Raw genomic sequence first — 17,945 nt, 5'->3', positions numbered from 1 at the left:
GAGGGCGGACAGGAGCGGAATTGTACGCAGAGGGGACATGGCGGGTCAAGTCAACCCCCTGAATGGCCCCGGGCGGCCCTTCCCCCGCCCCTGTAGAGCCGAGCCATGCTCGGCTGAACGGCACGGGGCCCAGGCAGCCGAGCATGGCTCGGCTCTACACAAAGCTGTCGGGCGGTCTCAGCAGGTGAGACTCCGGGCTGGCATTGTCGCCCATTGCCCCCATCTGGTCACCTCGGTAGGCTGACCGATTGCCGTTCCCTGCTGGCCCGGCATCCAGCCAACGCCCCCACAACCGGATCCCCCATGGCGATGGATTTCATCCGCATCCGCGGCGCGCGGACGCACAACCTGAAGAACCTCGACCTCGACCTGCCCCGCGACAAGCTGATCGTGATCACCGGCCTGTCCGGTTCGGGCAAGTCCTCGCTGGCGTTCGACACCATCTATGCAGAAGGCCAGCGCCGCTACGTCGAGTCGCTGTCGGCCTATGCGCGCCAGTTCCTGAGCGTGATGGAAAAGCCGGACCTGGACCACATCGAGGGCCTGTCCCCGGCGATCTCGATCGAGCAGAAGTCGACCTCGCACAATCCGCGTTCGACGGTCGGCACGATCACCGAGATCTACGACTACCTGCGCCTGCTGTATGCCCGCGTCGGCACTCCGCGTTGCCCGGACCATGGCTATCCGCTGGAAGCGCAGACGGTCAGCCAGATGGTCGACCACGTGCTGACGCTGGATCCGGAGCAGCGCTACATGCTGCTGGCGCCGGTCATCCGCGACCGCAAGGGCGAGCACGCCCAGGTGTTCGACCAGCTGCGCGCGCAGGGCTTCGTGCGCGTGCGCGTGGATGGCGAGCTGTACGAGATCGACGAGGTGCCAGCGCTGGCACTGCGCCAGAAACACACCATCGAAGCGGTGATCGACCGCTTCCGCCCGCGCGAGGACATCAAGCAGCGCCTGGCCGAGAGCTTCGAGACTGCGCTGAAGCTGGGCGACGGCATGGCCTCGGTGCAGAGCCTGGACACTGCCGACAGCACGCCGACGCTGTTCTCCTCCAAGTATTCCTGCCCGGTCTGCGATTACTCGCTGCCGGAGCTGGAACCGCGCCTGTTCTCGTTCAATGCGCCGATGGGCGCCTGCCCCGGCTGCGATGGCCTGGGCATGGCCGAGTTCTTCGACCCCTCGCGCGTGGTCGTGCACCCGGAGCTGTCGCTGGCCGCCGGTGCGGTGCGCGGCTGGGACCGCCGCAACGCCTACTATTTCCAGCTGATCGCCTCGCTGGCCAAGCACTACAAGTTCGACGTGGACGCCGCCTGGAACTCGCTGCCGGCCAAGGTGCAGCAGGCCGTGCTGTACGGCAGCGGCGACGAAACGATCACCTTCACCTACTTCACCGAAGCCGGTGGCCGCACCCAGCGCAAGCACCGCTTCGAGGGCATCATTCCCAACCTCGAACGGCGCTACAAGGAAACCGAGTCGCCGGCGGTGCGCGAGGAGCTGTCCAAGTACATCAGCGAACGGCCGTGCCCGGAATGCAACGGCGCACGCCTGAACAAGGCCGCGCGCAACGTGTTCGTGGCCGACCGCCCGCTGCCCGAGCTGGTGGTGCTGCCGATCGACGAGGCCCTGAAGTTCTTCAGTGAACTGAGCCTGCCAGGCTGGCGCGGCGAGATCGCATCGAAGATCGTCAAGGAGATTGGCGAACGCCTCGGCTTCCTGGTCGATGTTGGCCTCGATTACCTGACCCTGGAGCGCAAGGCCGACACCCTGTCCGGTGGCGAGGCGCAGCGCATCCGCCTGGCCAGCCAGATCGGCGCCGGCCTGGTCGGCGTGATGTACGTGCTCGACGAGCCGTCGATCGGCCTGCACCAGCGCGACAACGAACGCCTGCTCGGCACCCTCACCCGCCTGCGCGACCTTGGCAACACGGTGATCGTGGTCGAGCATGACGAGGACGCGATCCGCCTGGCCGACTACGTGCTGGACATCGGTCCGGGCGCGGGCGTGCACGGCGGCGAAATCGTCGGCCAGGGCACCCTGCAGGACATCCTGGAGGCACCGCGTTCGCTGACCGGCCAGTACCTGTCGGGCAAGCGTGCGATCGAGATCCCGGCGCGCCGGCACAAGCCGAACCCGAAGATGACGCTGCACCTGCGCGGCGCCAGCGGCAACAACCTGAAGGGCGTGGACCTGGCGATTCCGTCGGGCCTGCTGACCTGCGTGACCGGTGTGTCCGGCTCGGGCAAGTCGACGCTGATCAACGACACCCTGTTCTCGCTGGCCGCCAACGAGATCAACGGTGCCTCGCACCCGATCGCCCCCTACAAGGAGATCGATGGCCTGGACCTGTTCGACAAGGTGGTGGACATCGACCAGTCGCCGATCGGCCGCACCCCGCGCTCGAACCCGGCCACCTATACCGGCCTGTTCACCCCGCTGCGCGAACTGTTCGCGCAGGTGCCCGAAGCGCGTGCACGCGGTTACTCGCCGGGCCGCTTCAGCTTCAACGTGCGCGGTGGCCGCTGCGAGGCCTGCCAGGGCGATGGTCTGATCAAGGTCGAGATGCACTTCCTGCCGGACGTGTATGTGCCCTGCGATGTCTGCCACGGCAAGCGCTACAACCGCGAGACGCTCGAGATCGTCTACAAGGGCTTCAACATCAGCGACGTGCTGGAAATGACCGTCGAGGATGCACTGAAGCTGTTCGAGCCGGTGCCGTCGATCGCGCGCAAGCTGGAAACACTTGTGGACGTGGGCCTGAGCTACATCAAGCTGGGCCAGAGCGCGACCACGCTGTCCGGCGGTGAAGCGCAGCGCGTGAAGCTGTCCAAGGAACTGTCGCGCCGCGATACCGGCCGCACCCTGTACATCCTCGACGAGCCAACCACCGGCCTGCACTTCCACGACATCGAAGCGCTGCTGGGCGTGTTGCACAAGCTGCGCGACGAAGGCAACACGGTGGTGGTGATCGAGCACAACCTGGACGTGATCAAGACCGCCGACTGGATCGTCGATCTCGGTCCGGAAGGCGGTCATCGCGGTGGCACCATCCTGGTCACCGGCACGCCGGAAGACGTGGCGGCCTGCCCGCAGTCGTATACCGGCCAGTTCCTGGCCCGCATGCTGCCGTCCACCAGCGCGCGCCCGGACCAGCCCGCCGCCGTGGCCAACAAGCCCGATGCGCGCCCGCCGCGCAAGGTCAAGCCGGAGAAGCCGACGAAGAAGGCGGCCGCTGCCAAGAGCACCGGCAAGGCCAGCAAGACCGCTTCGCCCCGCAAGAAGAAGGATGCCTGATGAGCAACGAGCACAAGATCCTGGCACGCGTTCCGATCAGCGTGCGCTGGCGTGACATGGACAGCATGGGCCATGTGAACAACGCCAAGTACATCTCCTACCTGGAAGAAGCGCGCGTGCGCTGGATGCTGGGTGTGGAAGGCGTGTCGATGACCGACCGCATCGCACCGGTGGTGGCCGCGACCAACGTCAACTACCGGCTGCCGATCGTATGGCCCAACGACATCCTGGTCGAACTGTTCGTCGAGCGCCTGGGCAACAGCAGCGTGACCATCGGCCACCGCATCGTCGACCAGCAGGACGAGTCGAAGCTGTATTCCGACGGCAACGTGGTGGTGGTGTGGATGGATACGCAGACCGGCAAGAGCGCACCGCTGCCGGAGGCGATCCGCAACGCGTCGAGCTGACGCGCCCTCGGTAGATGCCGACCTTGGTCGGCATTGGCCCCGCCGGGCATGGCCCGGCGCTACCGTTCCCGTTCAAAGGACTGACATGATCCACCAGACTGAACTACGCGACCTGCTGCCCGGCATGGTCCCCTTCCCCGCCGACGTCTTCACTGCCGACCAATCCTGGCTCGGCCAGCACCTGCTGCCGCTGCTGAAGATCGACCTGGGCGTGCTGCGCCCGGAACTGGCCGGCCAGGTGGCGACGATGCTGTGCCCGATCGAGCCGTATGACGGCTGCATCGGCGAGACCACTGAAGAACACCACAACGCGTTCACCGGCACCAACTGGATCGCCTTCGAGCTGACCGCTGGCAACGAGATGCGTTTCCTCGGCAACGAGGGTTATTTCATCGGCGATGCGGTGCAGGACAAGGATGCGCAGGAGCACATCGTGCAGATGCGCGAGAGCTACGCCAAGGCCCGCGATTACCATGCCACACACGGTCGTCTCGCCTGCTACTCGCGCTACGGCAAGGGTGAGGCCAGCGAGCGCGATTATCTGGATACGCTCGGTGGCCCGATCGGTTTCGGCAACTGGACCGAAACCGCAGAAATTCCCGCGGCCTTCGAACTGGGCTTTACCGAGGCTGCCGATGATCCCAACGCTGCGGACGATGCCGAAACGGTGATCATCACCCGCGATGGCAACAAGTTCTTCGCCGTAGCCGACGTAGCCGGCTACAACTGGTGCGCCACCGGCGCCGACGCGATCGTGATGCTGTACGAGCCGGTGAGCCGCACGGTGCTGTTCTCGTACGACTGGTCGTAAAGCCTCACCCCGCTACGCGCTCGCCGGGCATGGCCCGGCGCTACCGATGATGATCCGGTGGCCATGCCTGGGTAGCGCCGGGCCATGCCCGGCGGAACGGGCAGTGCATCACGGGGCAACCTTGCGCACCGTCAGTGTGGCGCTGGCCTCGCCACCGCCCTCCAGCTGCAGCCGCAGCGGCAGCACCTGGCCTTCCTTCAACGCACCCTTGCCCTGCATCAGCATCAGGTGCAGTCCACCGGGCTTGAGCTCGGCGCGCGCGCCCGGTGCCAGCGGCAGACGCTCGATCGCGCGCATCCGGCTGACCCCATCGACGATCGTGGTTTCGTGCAGCGACACATCGTTGAAGCTGCTGCTGGTCGCGCCGGTGATCGCCACCGCCTTGCTGCAGCCGTTGTGGATCACGCCGTAGCCGGCGGTCATCGGCATCGCCGGGTTCGGCGGCAGCCGCGCCCAGCCCTGCTCCACCGTGACGCAGGCCGGTTCCGCCGCCGAGGCCGATGCTGCGGCCGCACACAGAACCAACAGTACGCCAACGAATGGTTTGGTTATCATCGCCCAGGTTCCTTCTTCGCAACGAGACCGCAGCATGACGACGCTCATCGAGGTGATCAACCATGGCCCCATCCGCGAACTGCGCCTGGCGCGGCCGCCGGTCAACGCGCTGGACACCGAACTGTGCCGGCAGTTGATCCACGCCATTGAACTGGCCATGGCCGAAGACGCGCACGGCATCGTGCTGTCGGGCAGCGAGCGTGTCTTCACCGGCGGCATGGACGTGCCGCATCTGCTCTCGCATGGCGATGACAAGCACAAGTTGTTGGACACCTGGAACGCCTTCTTTGGCGCCGTGCGCACGCTGGCCGAGAGCCGCATTCCGGTGGTCGCGGCGATCACCGGCCACGCCCCGGCCGGTGGCTGCGTGCTGGCCCTGTGCTGCGATTACCGGGTGATGGCGCGCAGCGCCGATCCGTCGCGCCCGTATGCGATCGGCCTGAACGAAGTGCAGGTGGGCCTGATCGCGCCGGAGGGCATCCAGCGCCTGCTGCGTCGCGCAGTCGGCGTGCACCGCGCCGGCGTCCTGCTGACCACCGGTTCGCTGGTGCCGGCCGAACAGGCCGTGCAGATCGGCCTGGTCGATGAACTGGCCGAGGGCGACCTGGTGGTGGCACGTGCGGTGGCCTGGCTGCAGAACCTGCTCAAGCAACCGCGCCAGCCGATGCTGTTGACCCGCGCGATTGCCCGTGCCGACCTGCACGTGGCGCTGCAGCCGGACCTGATCCAGCTCGACCGCTTTGTCGAGGCCTGGTTCGCCCCGGATGCGCAGAACGCCCTGCAGGCACTGGTCGCCCGGCTGGGCAAGTAACCGGTAGTGCCGGCCGCTGGCCGGCAACCGCAGGTGCCCCAGGAGGATCATGAGGTTGCCGGCCAGCGGCCGGCACTACCGATGATGGACTGGCCTGCACCGGTATAATCGGGGCATCTTCATTGCTGTGGCCGCCCCCTTGAACGACACGCCCGAACCCGTCGTCTCCGAGCTGATCGACCTGCTCACGTTGGAGCGGCTGGAGGACAACCTGTTCCGCGGGCAGAGCCGCGACATCGGCACCAAGTACGTGTTCGGCGGCCAGGTGCTGGGCCAGGCGCTGGCTGCGGCGCAGGCCACGGTCGACAACGGCCGCCACGTGCACTCGCTGCACGCCTACTTCCTGCGCGCCGGCAACATCGACCACCCGATCGTCTACGACGTCGACCGCACCCGCGACGGCGGCAGCTTCTCGGTGCGCCGGGTCACTGCGATCCAGCACGGCAAGGTGATCTTCTTCTGCGCGGCCTCGTTCCAGCAGGCCGAAACCGGTGCCGAGCATCAGCACAAGATGCCCGAGGTGCCGCAGCCGGAAGACATCGAGCCGAACCGGCCGCTGCCGGCTGAAGTGCTGGAACGGCTGCCGATCAAGGTGCAGCGCTGGCTGTCACGCGGCGGCCCGTTCGAGTTCCGCCACGTCTACCCGCGTGACGAACTCAACCCGCCCAAGCGCCCGCCCTACCACCAGGTGTGGCTGCGCCTGAGCGAGCCGGTCGGCGATGCCCCGGAGCTGCACCAGGCACTGCTGGCCTATGCCTCCGACTTCCACCTGCTGGGCACCGCCACGTTCCCGCACGGCATCAGCTACTACCACCCGCACGTGCAGATGGCCTCGCTGGACCACGCGATCTGGTTCCACCGCCCGTTCCGCGCCGACGACTGGCTGCTGTACTCGCTGGACAGCCCCAGCGCGCAGGATTCGCGCGGCCTGGCCCGCGGCCAGTTCTTCACCCGTAATGGCGTACTCGTCGCCAGCACCGCGCAGGAAGGCCTGATCCGCGTCGTTCCCGACCAGGCAGCAGCGGCCGCCGTGCCGGCCAAGGATTGATCCGATGCGTCAGATTTTCAGCAGCCAGCGCGTGGAAACCGTCGAAGGCGTCGCCGAGCTCCTGCGCGAGCATGGTATCGAGGTCAAGGTGACCAATGGGCGCTCGTACAAGACCCGTCGCCGTGGCCAGTTCAGCTATACCGAACTGGGCAACGCCAACGCCTACCCGGCGGTGTGGATCGTGCGTGCCGACGATCAGCCGCGGGCGCGCGAGATCCTGCGCGACGCGCGCCTGCTCGACACAACCCGCCGCGATCATCCCACCGCCGAGTTCGCTTTCCGCGATGACGTCGCCGCCCCCAGCGGCGGCCGCGGCTGGGCCTGGCGCATCCGCATCGGCCTGCTGGTGGTGATCGCCGGCGTGGCGCTGGTGATCGGCCTGCGCCATCGTGGCGCCCCCGCGCCGGCTGCCCCGGCCCCTGCCCCGCAGGCCCAGCCGCAGCAGACACAATCGGCTCCGCAGGCCGCACCGGAAGAGGAAGAAATCCGGGTCCGCATCCAGCCCTCGAAATAACGCACGGGTAGTGCCGGCCGCTGGCCGGCAACCGCAAAAGGGGACGGAGGGGATTAAGTCGTTTGAGGCACAAACGACTTAATCCCCTCCGTCCCCTTTTTTGTCATGAGGTTGCCGGCCAGCGGCCGGCACTACCGCGCAGAATGCTGGTCACATTGGGCACGCAGCTCCGTCATGGGACACAATCCCAGCAGGAGAGCCGCCGCCATGACGACCTTCGCCGCATCGATCGACCAGACCCTGGAACGCGAACTGCCTGCGGCCGCTGGCGGCTGCCAGCATGCCTATGGGCGCATCGTTCTGGCCTGCCAGAACACGGTCACCGCCATCGCGCTGGCCATTACCCGCGACCGCCAGGCCAGTGAGGACATCGCCCAGGAAGCGTTCGTGAAGGGCTGGCAGCAGCTGCATCAACTGCGCAGTTCGACCAGCTTCCTGCCGTGGCTGCGGCAGATCACCCGCAACCTGGCCCGCGACTGGCTGCGCGCGCAGCGCGGCCGGCCACTGACCGGCGAGGCGGCCGAAGTGGCACTGGGCATGGCCGCCGACCCGGCCCCGGGCGCGGCCGACCGCCTGCAACGGGTGGAAGAGGAAATCGCCGCCGAGGACATCATTTCCGCGTTGCCGGCCGACAGCCGCGAAGTGCTGTTGCTGTACTACCGCGAAGGGCAGCGCTCGCAGCAGGTGGCCGACCTGCTCGGGCTGAGTGACGCCGCCGTGCGCAAGCGCCTGTCGCGCGCCCGCGCGCTGGTGCGCGATGGCCTGCTGCAGCGCTTCGGTGAATTCGCCCGCAGCAGCGCGCCGAGCGCAGCGTTCGCCACTGCCGTGGTATCGATGGTACTGGTGGCCGCGCCCGGCACGGCCAGCGCCGCGATCCTGCTCGGCACAGGCGTCGGCATCGGCGGCAGCAAACTTGGCCTTGGCGGCGCCAGCGCTGCGGGCGGCACCGCGATGGGCTCGCTGACTGCCACGCTGGGCCAACTGCACGTGCTGCCGGCCGAAAGTTGGGGGGCGGTGATCGGCGGCGTGGTCGGTGGAGCGATCGGCAGCTATCTGGGCGGACGTTTCCTGATGTCGTACACCGAAACGGCGTCCGAGCGCCGCGACGTGCGCCGCTTCCTGTACCTCAACATCATCACCGGCATGTTCTGGTGCCTGGCGATCCTGCTGGCTGTGATGCTGCAGGCGCCGGTCTGGACGCAGCTGACGGTGCTGGCGATAGGCCTGGGCGTGGTCAACTACCAGTGTCTGGTGCCGCTGCAGCGGGTGATGGCACCGATGATCGCGCGCGATTCGGCGCGGCGCGGACGAACCGGCATCAACTGGAAGTTCGAATCGATGTACGGCCGCACCGGCATCATCGCCATGAACCTGATGGTCATCGCGCTGGTGGTGTACTCACTGATGCGCAGCGGCCGCCTGTAACGGACAACGCCGGCAGTGCGCCGGCGTTGTCGTCATTCACTGCGTTGAACCTCAGCGCTGCGGCTTCGGCGCCGCGCCATCGCGCGGACCGCCGTGGCGCGGGCCACCGTGCATCGGCCCCTTGGCCGCGTCGAACTCGGCCTTGCTCAGCTGGCCATCCTTGTTGGTGTCGGCGGCGGCGAACCAGGCATCACGACGCTGCTTCATGCGCAGCTCGCGGTCGGCCTTGTCCAGGTAACCGTCCTTGTTGAGGTCGAGCTGGTCGAAGCGCGCGGCCAGGCGCGGATCGGCCTTGGCTTCCTCGCGGCTGATGCGGCCGTCCTTGTTGACGTCCAGCTTGGCCCAGCGCTCACCGCCGTGACCACCACGGCGACCATGCTGCCAGCGCGGCAGCTCATCGCGCGAGAGCTTGCCGTCCTTGTTCTTGTCCAGCTCGTCGAACTTCGCGGCCAGGCGCGGGTTGGCAGCGGCCTCGCTGCGGTCGATGACGCCGTCGCCGTTGGTGTCCAGCTTGGCCGGGCGCTGCGCCGGCGCGGTCGGGGCATCGGCGGCCAGCGCGATACCGGTAGCGGAAGTGCCGAGCAGCAGGGCCAGCAGCAGGGGGGTACGGATCATGGGGTCACTCCTGGGGATGGGGATTGCGTCGGGGTGATCACTTCACCCTCGGGAGACAACAACGCCCGGGTGCGACATCGGTTGACGCCGCTGCCGGTTCCATTCATCCGGCGGACAGTCGCCGCCAATGCGACAGGCTGGGGCTATGCTGTGCCCATGGCGATTCACGGCGACAGAGACGACGAACTGCGACTTTTCCAGACCGGCGAGCACCCCTGCGGGTACTGGTCGGACCGGGTGGCACGCGACCTGGTGCTGGATCCGCACGACCGTCGTCTCGGCGGCCTGTACCCGCTGGCATTGAGCTGGGGCTTCCGCCGCAGCGGCGACCTGGTCTACCGCCCGCACTGCGCACACTGCCAGGCCTGCGTGGCGGTGCGTATTCCGGTGGCCCGCTTCGCCCCCGACCGCAGCCAGCGCCGCTGTGCCGCCCGCAATGAAGACCTGGAAGTACGCATCACCGCCGCCACCGCCCGCGACGACCTGTTCGCGCTGTATCACCGCTACCTCACCCATCGCCACGCCAATGGCGGCATGGATGACCACGGCCCGCACGAGTTCGAGCAGTTCCTGATCGGCAGCTGGTCACACACCCGCTTCATGGAGATGCGCCTGCCCGGCCACGATGGCCAGCCCAGCCAGCTGCTGGGGGTGGCGGTGACCGATGTCACCGAGCATGGCCTGTCGGCGGTCTACACCTTCTTCGACCCGGACCATGCCGCGCGTGGGCTGGGCACCTTCGCGATCCTGCAGCAGATCGAATGGGCCCGCCGCGAGGGCCTCCCGCACGTATACCTGGGCTACTGGATCCGCGGGCATCAGAAGATGGACTACAAACGGCGCTATCGACCGCTGGAAGCCTACGACGGCCGCCGCTGGCACGATTTCGACGACGAACTGGACGGACGCTGACAAACCACTGACACCGGGCCGGGTGCACAATACGGCGCATGAACCTCCGACCCCAGATCCTCGCCCTGGCCCTGCTCTGCGGCGCCACCGCCCCCGCCTTCGCCACTTCCCCTGCGATGACCGAAAAGCCGTCCGCTGCGCTGCGCCTGGCCACCTACAACACCTCGCTGTACTCCGATGAGACCGGTGGCCTGATCAAGGAACTGGAAGGCGACAGCGAGCACGCGCGCAAGATCGCCGCGGTGCTGCAGCAGGCGCGCCCGGACCTGGTGCTGCTGAACGAATTCGATTTCGACGACGCCCACCGCGCCGCCGACCTGTTCCAGAAACGCTACCTGGAAGTGGCCCAGCCCGGCGGCGGCAAGCCGCTGCACTTCGCCTACCGCTACCTGGCCCCGGTCAACACCGGCGTACCCAGCGGCCTGGACCTGGACAACAACGGCGTGGTCGGTGGCGAAGGCCGCAGCCGCGGCAACGATGCGTGGGGCTACGGCCTGCACCCGGGCCAGTACGGCATGCTGGTGCTGTCGCGCTACCCGATCGATGAAGCCAAGGTGCGCAGCTTCCAGCTGCTGAAGTGGAGCGCGATGCCAGGCGCGATCCGCCCGGTCGATCCGCGCACCGGCAAGAGTTTCTACAACGACCACGTGTGGTCGCAGCTGCGGCTGTCATCGAAGTCGCATTGGGACGTGCCGGTGAAGACCCCGGCCGGCGTAGTGCACGCGCTGGTCTCGCACCCGACGCCGCCAGTGTTCGATGGCCCGGAAAAGCGCAACGCCGCGCGCAACCACGACGAACTGCGCCTGTGGCAGGAATACCTGTCCAAGGGTGACAAGCCGTGGCTGTGCGACGACAAGGGCCAGTGCGGCGGCCTGGCGCAGGATGCGCGCTTCGTGATCCTCGGCGACCTCAACAACGACCCGGTCGACGGCGATGGCCGCCATGAGGCGATCGTCGAACTGATCGAGAACGCCCGCGTGCTGCGCTACCCCACCCCGCGCAGCGTCGGTGCCGAACAGACCAGCCTGGCCTATGCGGCCAAGGGCATCGAGCGCAAGGGCGCACCGTTCCACGCCACCGGCGATTTCGGCCCGAAGTCCGGCACCATGCGCCTGGACTACGTGCTGCCCTCGACCGGTTTCGAGTACGTCGGCAGCGGCGTGTTCTGGCCGGCCAATGAAAGCCCTGAAGCGAAGATCGCCGACGGCAGCGACCACCATCTGGTGTGGGTGGACGTCAAATAACCCGGTAGCGCCGGGCCATGCCCGGCGGTTTTTCAAGCGTGAAGAGAGTACCGACCAACGGTCGGTACCCACCGAAATGCGGTCGCCGGGCATGGCCCGGCGCTACCGGTTTACGGGCGCAGTTCGACGCCGATGGCGTCGGCAGCATCACGCGCGATGGCGCGCGCTTCGTCGATGGTTTCCGCGCGCGCCAGGGTCACGCCCACGCGGCGGTGACCATGCACGCTCGGCTTGCCGAACAGGCGCACGGCGGTATCCGGCACCCGCAGTGCGGCGGCGACGTTGTTGAAGTACGGCACGCCCTCGCCGTGTGCCAGCAGCGCGCACGACGCCGACGGTCCGCTCTGGCGGATCACCGGGATCGGCAGGCCAAGGATGGCGCGCGCGTGCAGCGCGAACTCGCTCAGTTCCTGCGATACCAGCGTCACCAGGCCGGTGTCGTGCGGGCGCGGCGACACTTCGCTGAACCACACCTCGTCGCCCTTCACGAACAGCTCGACACCGAACAGGCCCCAGCCACCGAGGTCGTCGGTGATCGCACGCGAGATCTCCTCGGCACGCGCCAGTGCCGCGCTCGACATCGGCTGCGGCTGCCAGCTTTCGCGGTAATCGCCGTCCTTCTGCAGATGGCCGATCGGCGCGCAGAACGAGGTGCCGCCGGCATGGCGCACGGTCAGCAGGGTGATCTCGTAATCGAAGTCGATGAAGCCTTCGACGATGCAGCGACCGGCACCGGCGCGGCCACCGGTCTGCGCGTACTCCCACGCCGGGGCGATGTCCGCCTCGCTGCGCAGGGTGCTCTGGCCCTTGCCCGAGGACGACATCACCGGCTTGACCACACACGGCAGGCCGATGGCGGCCACGGCGGCGCGGTACTCGGCCTCGGTATCGACGAAGCGGTACGGCGAGGTCGGCAGGCCCAGGGTCTCGGCGGCCAGGCGGCGGATGCCCTCGCGGTCCATGGTCAGGCGGGCGGCGCGCGCGGTCGGGATCACCCGCAGGCCCTGCTCCTGTTCCAGCTGCACCAGGGTCTCGGTGTGGATGGCCTCGATCTCCGGTACCACCAAGTGAGGCTGCTCCTGCGCGATCAGCGCGCGCAGGGCCATCGCATCGAGCATGTCGATCACATGCGAGCGGTGCGCCACCTGCATGGCCGGGGCATCGGCGTAGCGGTCGGCGGCGATCACTTCCACGCCCAGCCGCTGCAGCTCGATGGCCACCTCCTTGCCAAGTTCGCCCGAGCCCAGCAGCAGCACGCGGGTGGCAGAGGGGGACAACGGAGTTCCAAGCTTGGCCATGGCGGTTCCAGCAGCAATGTGAAGGCGGGTGGGCATTCTAGCTGGCCGGGCACCCAGGCCATGGCATCCGACGAACGGTCGTCCGGATGTGATATCACTTTGATATCTTCATTTCGAACCATCAAGGACGTACCGCCATGAAAGAGAAGTCGCTGTCTTCGCTCAACGGCCTCGGCACGCTGGCCGGCGCCCTGCTTGTCGCCCTCGCCGGCGGCGCCCTGTTCGTACTGGGGGTGGCAGCCAAGGCCAGCACCGGCTCCCCGAACCTGCTGCTGATGCTGGCCGGCATCCTGGTAGCGGCGCTGGCGATCTTCGCCCTGGCCGGCCTGTACACGGTCCAGCCCAACCAGGCGGCGGTGCTGAGCCTGTTCGGCAAATACGTGGGCACCGTGAAGGACAACGGCCTGCGCTGGAACAACCCCTTCTACAGCAAGCGCCGGGTCAGCCAGCGCGTGCGCAATTTCGAGAGCGGCAAGCTCAAGGTCAACGAGCTCGATGGCAGCCCGATCGAGATCGCCGCGGTGATCGTGTGGCAGGTGGTCGATGCGTCTGAAGCGGTCTACAACGTGGACGACTACGAGAGCTTCGTGCACATCCAGTCCGAATCGGCGCTGCGTGCGATGGCCACCAGCTACCCCTACGACCAGCACGAAGAAGGCCAGCTCGCGCTGCGCAGCCACGCCAGCGAAATCTCCCAGCACCTGAAGAACGAACTGGCCGAGCGCCTGGCCGATGCCGGCGTGCAGGTGATCGACGCGCGCATCAGCCACCTCGCCTACGCCGCCGAAATCGCCCAGGCGATGCTGCAGCGCCAGCAGGCCAATGCGGTGATCGCCGCACGTACGCGCATCGTTGCCGGTGCGGTCGGCATGGTCGAGATGGCACTGGCCGAACTGCAGAAGAATGGCGTGGTACAGCTGGATGAGGAGCGCAAGGCGCACATGGTCAGCAACCTGTTGACCGTGCTGTGCTCGGACCGCGGCACCCAGCCGATCGTCAACGCCGGCTCGCTGTACTGAGCCACCCTCGCAACGGGGCGCCCCACCGCCCCGCCAGGAGCCCCCATGAGTGAGAAGAAAGCCTATCCGCTGCGCATCAATGCCGAGGTCCTGGCCGCGGCGCAGCGCTGGGCTGATGACGAACTGCGCAGCCTCAACGCTCAGATCGAATACGTGCTGCGCGACGCGCTGCGCAAGGCAGGACGCCTGCCCAAACCCAAGGCATCGCCGGAGGACAAGGAATGAGCAAGCGCTGGAGCTACCAGACGATCGAGGTCAAGACCTCCATGATGGGCGTACTCAAGGCCGAGGATGTCCAGGCCGAGCTGGGCCGGCAGGGCCAGCTGGGCTGGGAACTGGTCAACATCATCATCCCCGCGCCGATGCGCCCGGCCATGCTGGTGTTCAAGAAGGAATCCTGAGCCATGAGCGGCAGCGATCCGAAACCGTTTGAAGTGGCCGAGAGCTCGCCGCTGCGCGTGCTCTGGGTGGTCCTTCCATTGCTGGTGGCGTTCGTGGCCTGCGTGTATGCGCAGTTGTACAAGGCACCGGCCACTGCGCCCTGGATCGAAGTGACGTTCTCCCCGCCCTGGTTCCGGATGGGTGGCAGCGCAGCGTGGAGCCTGCTGGTGATCGCGCTGATGGGCATCGGGCTGGGCACGGCCTTCTTCCGGCGCCGGGTGGAACTGGCCGGCGACGTACTGGATGTGCGCTCGACGATGTACCGCCGGCGTGTGCCGGTGGCACAGCTGCGGCTGGACCAGGCCGAGGTGGTCGATCTCAGCCGCGATCGTCGCTATGGCATCCGCTTCAAGACCAACGGCTATTCGATGCCCGGCTTCCATTCCGGCCATTTCCGCCTGCAGGGCGGTGGCAAGGGTTTTGCGCTGGTTACCGACCGCGCACGCGTACTGGCCCTGCCGGTCAGCGATGGCAGCACGCTGCTGCTCAGCCTGGACCGGCCGCAGGTGCTGCTGGACGCACTGCGCAAGGTGGCCGCGCCTGCGCTGCGGCAGTAAGCTGAGCCGATGCAACGACGCCCGCCCCTGCTGATCAATACCGAGGCCATCGAACTGTGGCCTGCGGACCTGCTGCGTGCGCGCAGCAACCTGGACGCGCGCCTGCTGTCACAGGCGCGATGGGTGCTGCGGCGCAAGCGTGATGGCCGCTATCTGGCGGCGGCACTGCCGCACGGCGTGCATTCGATGGTGCCGCGCCTGCCGCGCGAGCCCGGGGTCGAGGATGCACTGGCGCTGCTGGATGCAACCCGCTCCCGCCCTTTCGCGGTCACGCTGGAAGATCAGTGGCTGCCATTGGCCGGGCTGCAGCATCGCCTGCAGCAGCTGGGTCTGGATGCACAGCGCTATGCAGACGACAGCGGCCTGCCACTGGAACCTGAGCCCTGCCTGTTGCATTTCGCCGGCCGTGATCGCTTCGCCCGCCCGCTGTGGCTGCGCCGCGGTGCCGCGCAGGGGTGGCGGCGGATGCAACTGCACGCCGCGCGGGACGGCATTGCGCTGGACGCGATCTCCGGCTTCCGCAGCCACGCTTACCAGCTGGGCATCTTCGAACGGAAGCTGGCGCGCGGTTTGAGCGTGGCGGAGATCCTGAAGGTCAACGCCGCGCCGGGTTTCAGCGAACACCACAGCGGCCACGCGCTGGACATCGGCGCCCCCGGCGATGCCCCCGCCGAAGAGACCTTCGAAGCCACCGACGCATTCGCATGGCTGCAGGCGCATGCCGGCGGGCATGGCTTCCATCTGAGCTACCCCCGCGACAACCCGCACGGGATCGTTTACGAACCGTGGCACTGGTGCTGGAGACCGGCCAACGGCTGAGCCCCTCGTGGCAGCCGCAAGGCGAACTTCATGGAGCTGTCCGGGCGGATTCCGCGCGCGCCCGCCACGAGATGGAACAAGAAGGCAAAGACAGAAGCCGGTCGCTTCGCTCGAAGCCTCTATAACGGATCAGCGCGCGACTGTTGGGTCCGCCTTCAAGCGAGCCGAGCACCGCAGGTCCGGCGAGGGCGAAGAGGTGCGGGTGTCTGAGCGCAGCGAGTTCCCGTACCGTCCCTCGACGGGCCGAGGAGCGCAGGGGACCGGTGCGCAGCACCGGCTCGCGGCCGGCGGCGCGTTTCTTTTGGTTACTTTTCTTTTCGCGCGAAAAGAAAAGTAACGCCCATGAACCATCACGATCGCATCGGCATGGATCGGAGCGACAGCCCCGCGACCCTCACCGCCTCAATGCATTGATTGCCAGCAACACCCAGCCAGCCATCATGCTGGTGCCACCGATCGGTGCCAGCCGCGTCGGCCACTGCCACAACGCACCGCCCACCAGGCTGCCGGAAAACAGCAGCACGCCCAGCAGCAGCACGTACAACGCCAGGTGCGCGATCGCGCCCTGCGCACGTGGACCCAGCGCCACCAGCACCGCGCCATGCGCGAACGCATACAACGCCGCCATGTTCAGATGCTGCTGCGCCAGCGGATCGGCAACACCGTGCGAAGCATAGGCGGACAGGCCGATCGAAGCCGCCGCCAGCAACGCCCCCAGGCAGGCCAGCAGCGAGGGCTTACGTGCGCGTCGTTCAAGATTGAACATGACTGCTCCTTGCGCAGCGCCCGATGCCGGGCGCGGGATGAAAAAAAAACGCGCCGCAGGAAGCGGCGCGTTTTCGTGTCCAGCACTACATGGGTCAGCCGAGGCTTACTTGACGGCCCAGTAGATGTCGTACGTGGCTTCCGGAGTGAACGACTTGTCGATGCCGTCCTTCCAGGTCTCGTACGGACGGTCGATAACTTCGTTGCCCGAGGTCACGGCCCAGGCACGCAGGCCGCTGCGGGCCACGTCCAGACCCGCCATGTGGCCGGTGTAGGCCGCATGTGCCGAACGGTGCGGAGCAACGTGCACGTACTTGACCGGAGCACCGCCGTCGATCTTGACGGTCAGGGCTTCAGCAGTGGCACCTTCAGCACCCTTCTTCTTCACCGGCTGGGCGATGTCGAAGGCGTACTTCTCAGCACCGAAGTCGGTGGTGATGATGCGGAACGGGCCGGCGGCTTCAAGGCCATTGGCCTCGATCACGCGCTTGATCCACTCCTGGTTGTCCTTGATGGACTTGGTGATGCTGTCCTGGCCGCGGTCCACGTTGCCGGCATTGACGACCAGCAGGTCCTCAGCCGGCACATCGACGATGGCCAGATCGGTCAGCGGGGCTTCCGGGGTGCGGTAGTCCACGTTCGGAACGCTGGCCAGCATGTTGGCCATGCGCGACAGGCCCATCTTGATGTCGTCGCCGATCTGGCGGCTGACATAAAGACCGGCGTAACGGCCGAACAGGTCGAAGCCGTACTTCACCGAGTAGTCCTGGGTGATCTTGACGTTGCGACCGCCCTTGCCGGTCGGCTCCAGGGTGAAGGTGGTGACCTTGTCGTGACCCTTGGTGGCGTCGTCGATGGCGATCACAACACGCTTGTTTTCCTCGGCTTCGGTGATCTTCCAGGAACCGGTGCCCAGGTCCTTGGAGGTGAAGTCGAGGGTGGCACCGGTACCGGAGGCCGGACCGGACAGCTTCAGTTCAACGGCGGGATCGCGCAGTACCAGCGGGTTCCAGTCCTTGAAGCGGCGCAGACTGCTGACCGTGTCGTACACGATCGTCATCTTGCGGTTGGTCTCGATGCTTTCGGTGATGTGACGCTCGCCCGGCAGACATACGCCAATGATGACGAACAGGCCAGCCACGATCCCCAAGGCGATCAGGAACTCGATAATACGGGTCATTCAGAGAGTCTCCGGGGCCGATCCCACGGCCGGGTTGATTGAAGCGAAGCGCCAATCCTAGCAGGCTTCGCGGGCATTGTTTATCGGGATTGGCGCACCGGTTTCCCTGCCGGCTGCGTATTTGTATGGACAAAGAATTCGAAGGGTAACGCATACCGGTGCCCGGCATGTAGGGGTCAACCCCGGCCAGGGTCCGGGGCTGCGATCCAAGTCGTTGTCCGGGAACGATT

Annotated in this window: 19 protein-coding genes; 14 read left to right on the top strand and 5 right to left on the bottom strand. The window is 67.0% G+C overall.

What is annotated here, in order from left to right; translation table 11 throughout:
• Window positions 1-303 precede the first annotated feature (303 nt).
• From uvrA to SMAL_RS05735, 3 genes are all read left to right on the top strand, one after another.
• Window positions 304-3,294: an excinuclease ABC subunit UvrA gene (gene uvrA / locus SMAL_RS05745; protein WP_012510412.1), complete on the top strand. Its 2,991-nt coding sequence runs from the start codon at window positions 304-306 to the stop codon at window positions 3,292-3,294.
• On the top strand, window positions 3,294-3,701 hold the full coding sequence (locus SMAL_RS05740) for an acyl-CoA thioesterase (protein WP_012510411.1): 408 nt from the start codon (window positions 3,294-3,296) through the stop codon (window positions 3,699-3,701). The genes uvrA and SMAL_RS05740 overlap by 1 nt, the downstream gene beginning before the upstream one ends.
• A gap of 85 nt (window positions 3,702-3,786) precedes the next feature.
• Complete coding sequence (locus SMAL_RS05735) at window positions 3,787-4,512, top strand: hypothetical protein (protein ID WP_004148249.1); 726 nt, start codon at window positions 3,787-3,789, stop codon at window positions 4,510-4,512.
• Between the two features lie 108 nt (window positions 4,513-4,620).
• Here the strand turns inward: SMAL_RS05735 and SMAL_RS05730 are convergent, their stop codons facing one another.
• Window positions 4,621-5,067, bottom strand: coding sequence for a copper chaperone PCu(A)C (locus tag SMAL_RS05730; protein ID WP_012510410.1), 447 nt, complete (start codon window positions 5,065-5,067; stop codon window positions 4,621-4,623).
• A 34-nt stretch (window positions 5,068-5,101) separates the two neighbouring features.
• Here SMAL_RS05730 and SMAL_RS05725 point away from each other — a divergent pair, with 34 nt between their 5' ends.
• The 4 genes from SMAL_RS05725 (at window position 5,102) to SMAL_RS05710 (ending at window position 8,865) form a co-directional block, all read left to right on the top strand.
• The gene (locus SMAL_RS05725) at window positions 5,102-5,878 is read left to right on the top strand and encodes an enoyl-CoA hydratase/isomerase family protein (protein ID WP_012510409.1); all 777 of its coding nucleotides are present in this window, start codon (window positions 5,102-5,104) and stop codon (window positions 5,876-5,878) included.
• Between the two features lie 127 nt (window positions 5,879-6,005).
• On the top strand, window positions 6,006-6,926 hold the full coding sequence (gene tesB, locus SMAL_RS05720; RefSeq protein ID WP_004148214.1) for an acyl-CoA thioesterase II: 921 nt from the start codon (window positions 6,006-6,008) through the stop codon (window positions 6,924-6,926).
• A gap of 4 nt (window positions 6,927-6,930) precedes the next feature.
• Complete coding sequence (locus tag SMAL_RS05715) at window positions 6,931-7,440, top strand: pathogenicity-like protein (RefSeq protein WP_012510408.1); 510 nt, start codon at window positions 6,931-6,933, stop codon at window positions 7,438-7,440.
• A 207-nt stretch (window positions 7,441-7,647) separates the two neighbouring features.
• Window positions 7,648-8,865, top strand: coding sequence for an RNA polymerase sigma factor (locus SMAL_RS05710; RefSeq protein WP_012510407.1), 1,218 nt, complete (start codon window positions 7,648-7,650; stop codon window positions 8,863-8,865).
• A 51-nt stretch (window positions 8,866-8,916) separates the two neighbouring features.
• Here the strand turns inward: SMAL_RS05710 and SMAL_RS05705 are convergent, their stop codons facing one another.
• Window positions 8,917-9,480 carry an EF-hand domain-containing protein gene (locus tag SMAL_RS05705; RefSeq protein ID WP_012510406.1) on the bottom strand — a complete coding sequence of 188 codons (564 nt, stop codon included), beginning with the start codon at window positions 9,478-9,480 and terminating at the stop codon, window positions 8,917-8,919.
• Between the two features lie 156 nt (window positions 9,481-9,636).
• Here SMAL_RS05705 and SMAL_RS05700 point away from each other — a divergent pair, with 156 nt between their 5' ends.
• Window positions 9,637-10,392, top strand: a complete 756-nt coding sequence (locus SMAL_RS05700) for an arginyltransferase (RefSeq protein ID WP_012510405.1) — start codon at window positions 9,637-9,639, stop codon at window positions 10,390-10,392.
• A gap of 38 nt (window positions 10,393-10,430) precedes the next feature.
• Entirely contained in the window at window positions 10,431-11,636 is a 1,206-nt protein-coding gene (locus tag SMAL_RS05695) for an endonuclease/exonuclease/phosphatase family protein (RefSeq protein WP_004148171.1), read from the top strand.
• Window positions 11,637-11,746: 110 nt separating this feature from the next.
• Here SMAL_RS05695 and purT read toward each other — a convergent pair whose 3' ends face one another.
• Window positions 11,747-12,934, bottom strand: coding sequence for a formate-dependent phosphoribosylglycinamide formyltransferase (gene purT, locus SMAL_RS05690; protein ID WP_012510404.1), 1,188 nt, complete (start codon window positions 12,932-12,934; stop codon window positions 11,747-11,749).
• 137 nt (window positions 12,935-13,071) lie between these two features.
• On the opposite strand from purT, the gene SMAL_RS05685 reads away from it, so the two are divergent.
• Genes SMAL_RS05685 through SMAL_RS05665 form a run of 5 tightly spaced genes read left to right on the top strand, consistent with a single transcriptional unit; the run spans window position 13,072 to window position 15,770 of the window.
• Entirely contained in the window at window positions 13,072-13,953 is an 882-nt protein-coding gene (locus SMAL_RS05685; protein WP_012510403.1) for an SPFH domain-containing protein, read from the top strand.
• A gap of 45 nt (window positions 13,954-13,998) precedes the next feature.
• Entirely contained in the window at window positions 13,999-14,178 is a 180-nt protein-coding gene (locus SMAL_RS05680; protein ID WP_004148134.1) for a type II toxin-antitoxin system antitoxin, read from the top strand.
• Complete coding sequence (locus SMAL_RS05675; protein WP_004148133.1) at window positions 14,175-14,354, top strand: DUF4177 domain-containing protein; 180 nt, start codon at window positions 14,175-14,177, stop codon at window positions 14,352-14,354. The genes SMAL_RS05680 and SMAL_RS05675 overlap by 4 nt, the downstream gene beginning before the upstream one ends.
• A gap of 3 nt (window positions 14,355-14,357) precedes the next feature.
• Complete coding sequence (locus tag SMAL_RS05670) at window positions 14,358-14,951, top strand: PH domain-containing protein (RefSeq protein WP_004148132.1); 594 nt, start codon at window positions 14,358-14,360, stop codon at window positions 14,949-14,951.
• A gap of 9 nt (window positions 14,952-14,960) precedes the next feature.
• Complete coding sequence (locus SMAL_RS05665; protein WP_012510402.1) at window positions 14,961-15,770, top strand: M15 family metallopeptidase; 810 nt, start codon at window positions 14,961-14,963, stop codon at window positions 15,768-15,770.
• 394 nt (window positions 15,771-16,164) lie between these two features.
• Here SMAL_RS05665 and SMAL_RS05660 read toward each other — a convergent pair whose 3' ends face one another.
• Both SMAL_RS05660 and SMAL_RS05655 read right to left on the bottom strand, forming a co-directional pair.
• On the bottom strand, window positions 16,165-16,536 hold the full coding sequence (locus SMAL_RS05660; protein ID WP_012510401.1) for a DUF423 domain-containing protein: 372 nt from the start codon (window positions 16,534-16,536) through the stop codon (window positions 16,165-16,167).
• Between the two features lie 105 nt (window positions 16,537-16,641).
• Window positions 16,642-17,715, bottom strand: a complete 1,074-nt coding sequence (locus SMAL_RS05655) for a polyketide cyclase (RefSeq protein ID WP_004148084.1) — start codon at window positions 17,713-17,715, stop codon at window positions 16,642-16,644.
• Between the last annotated feature and the right edge of the window lie 230 nt (window positions 17,716-17,945).

Origin of the sequence: Stenotrophomonas maltophilia R551-3 (assembly GCF_000020665.1) — a bacterium.
In the GTDB taxonomy this organism is placed as follows: Bacteria; Pseudomonadota; Gammaproteobacteria; order Xanthomonadales; family Xanthomonadaceae; genus Stenotrophomonas; species Stenotrophomonas maltophilia_L.
This window is presented reverse-complemented; position numbering and strand designations above follow the sequence as displayed.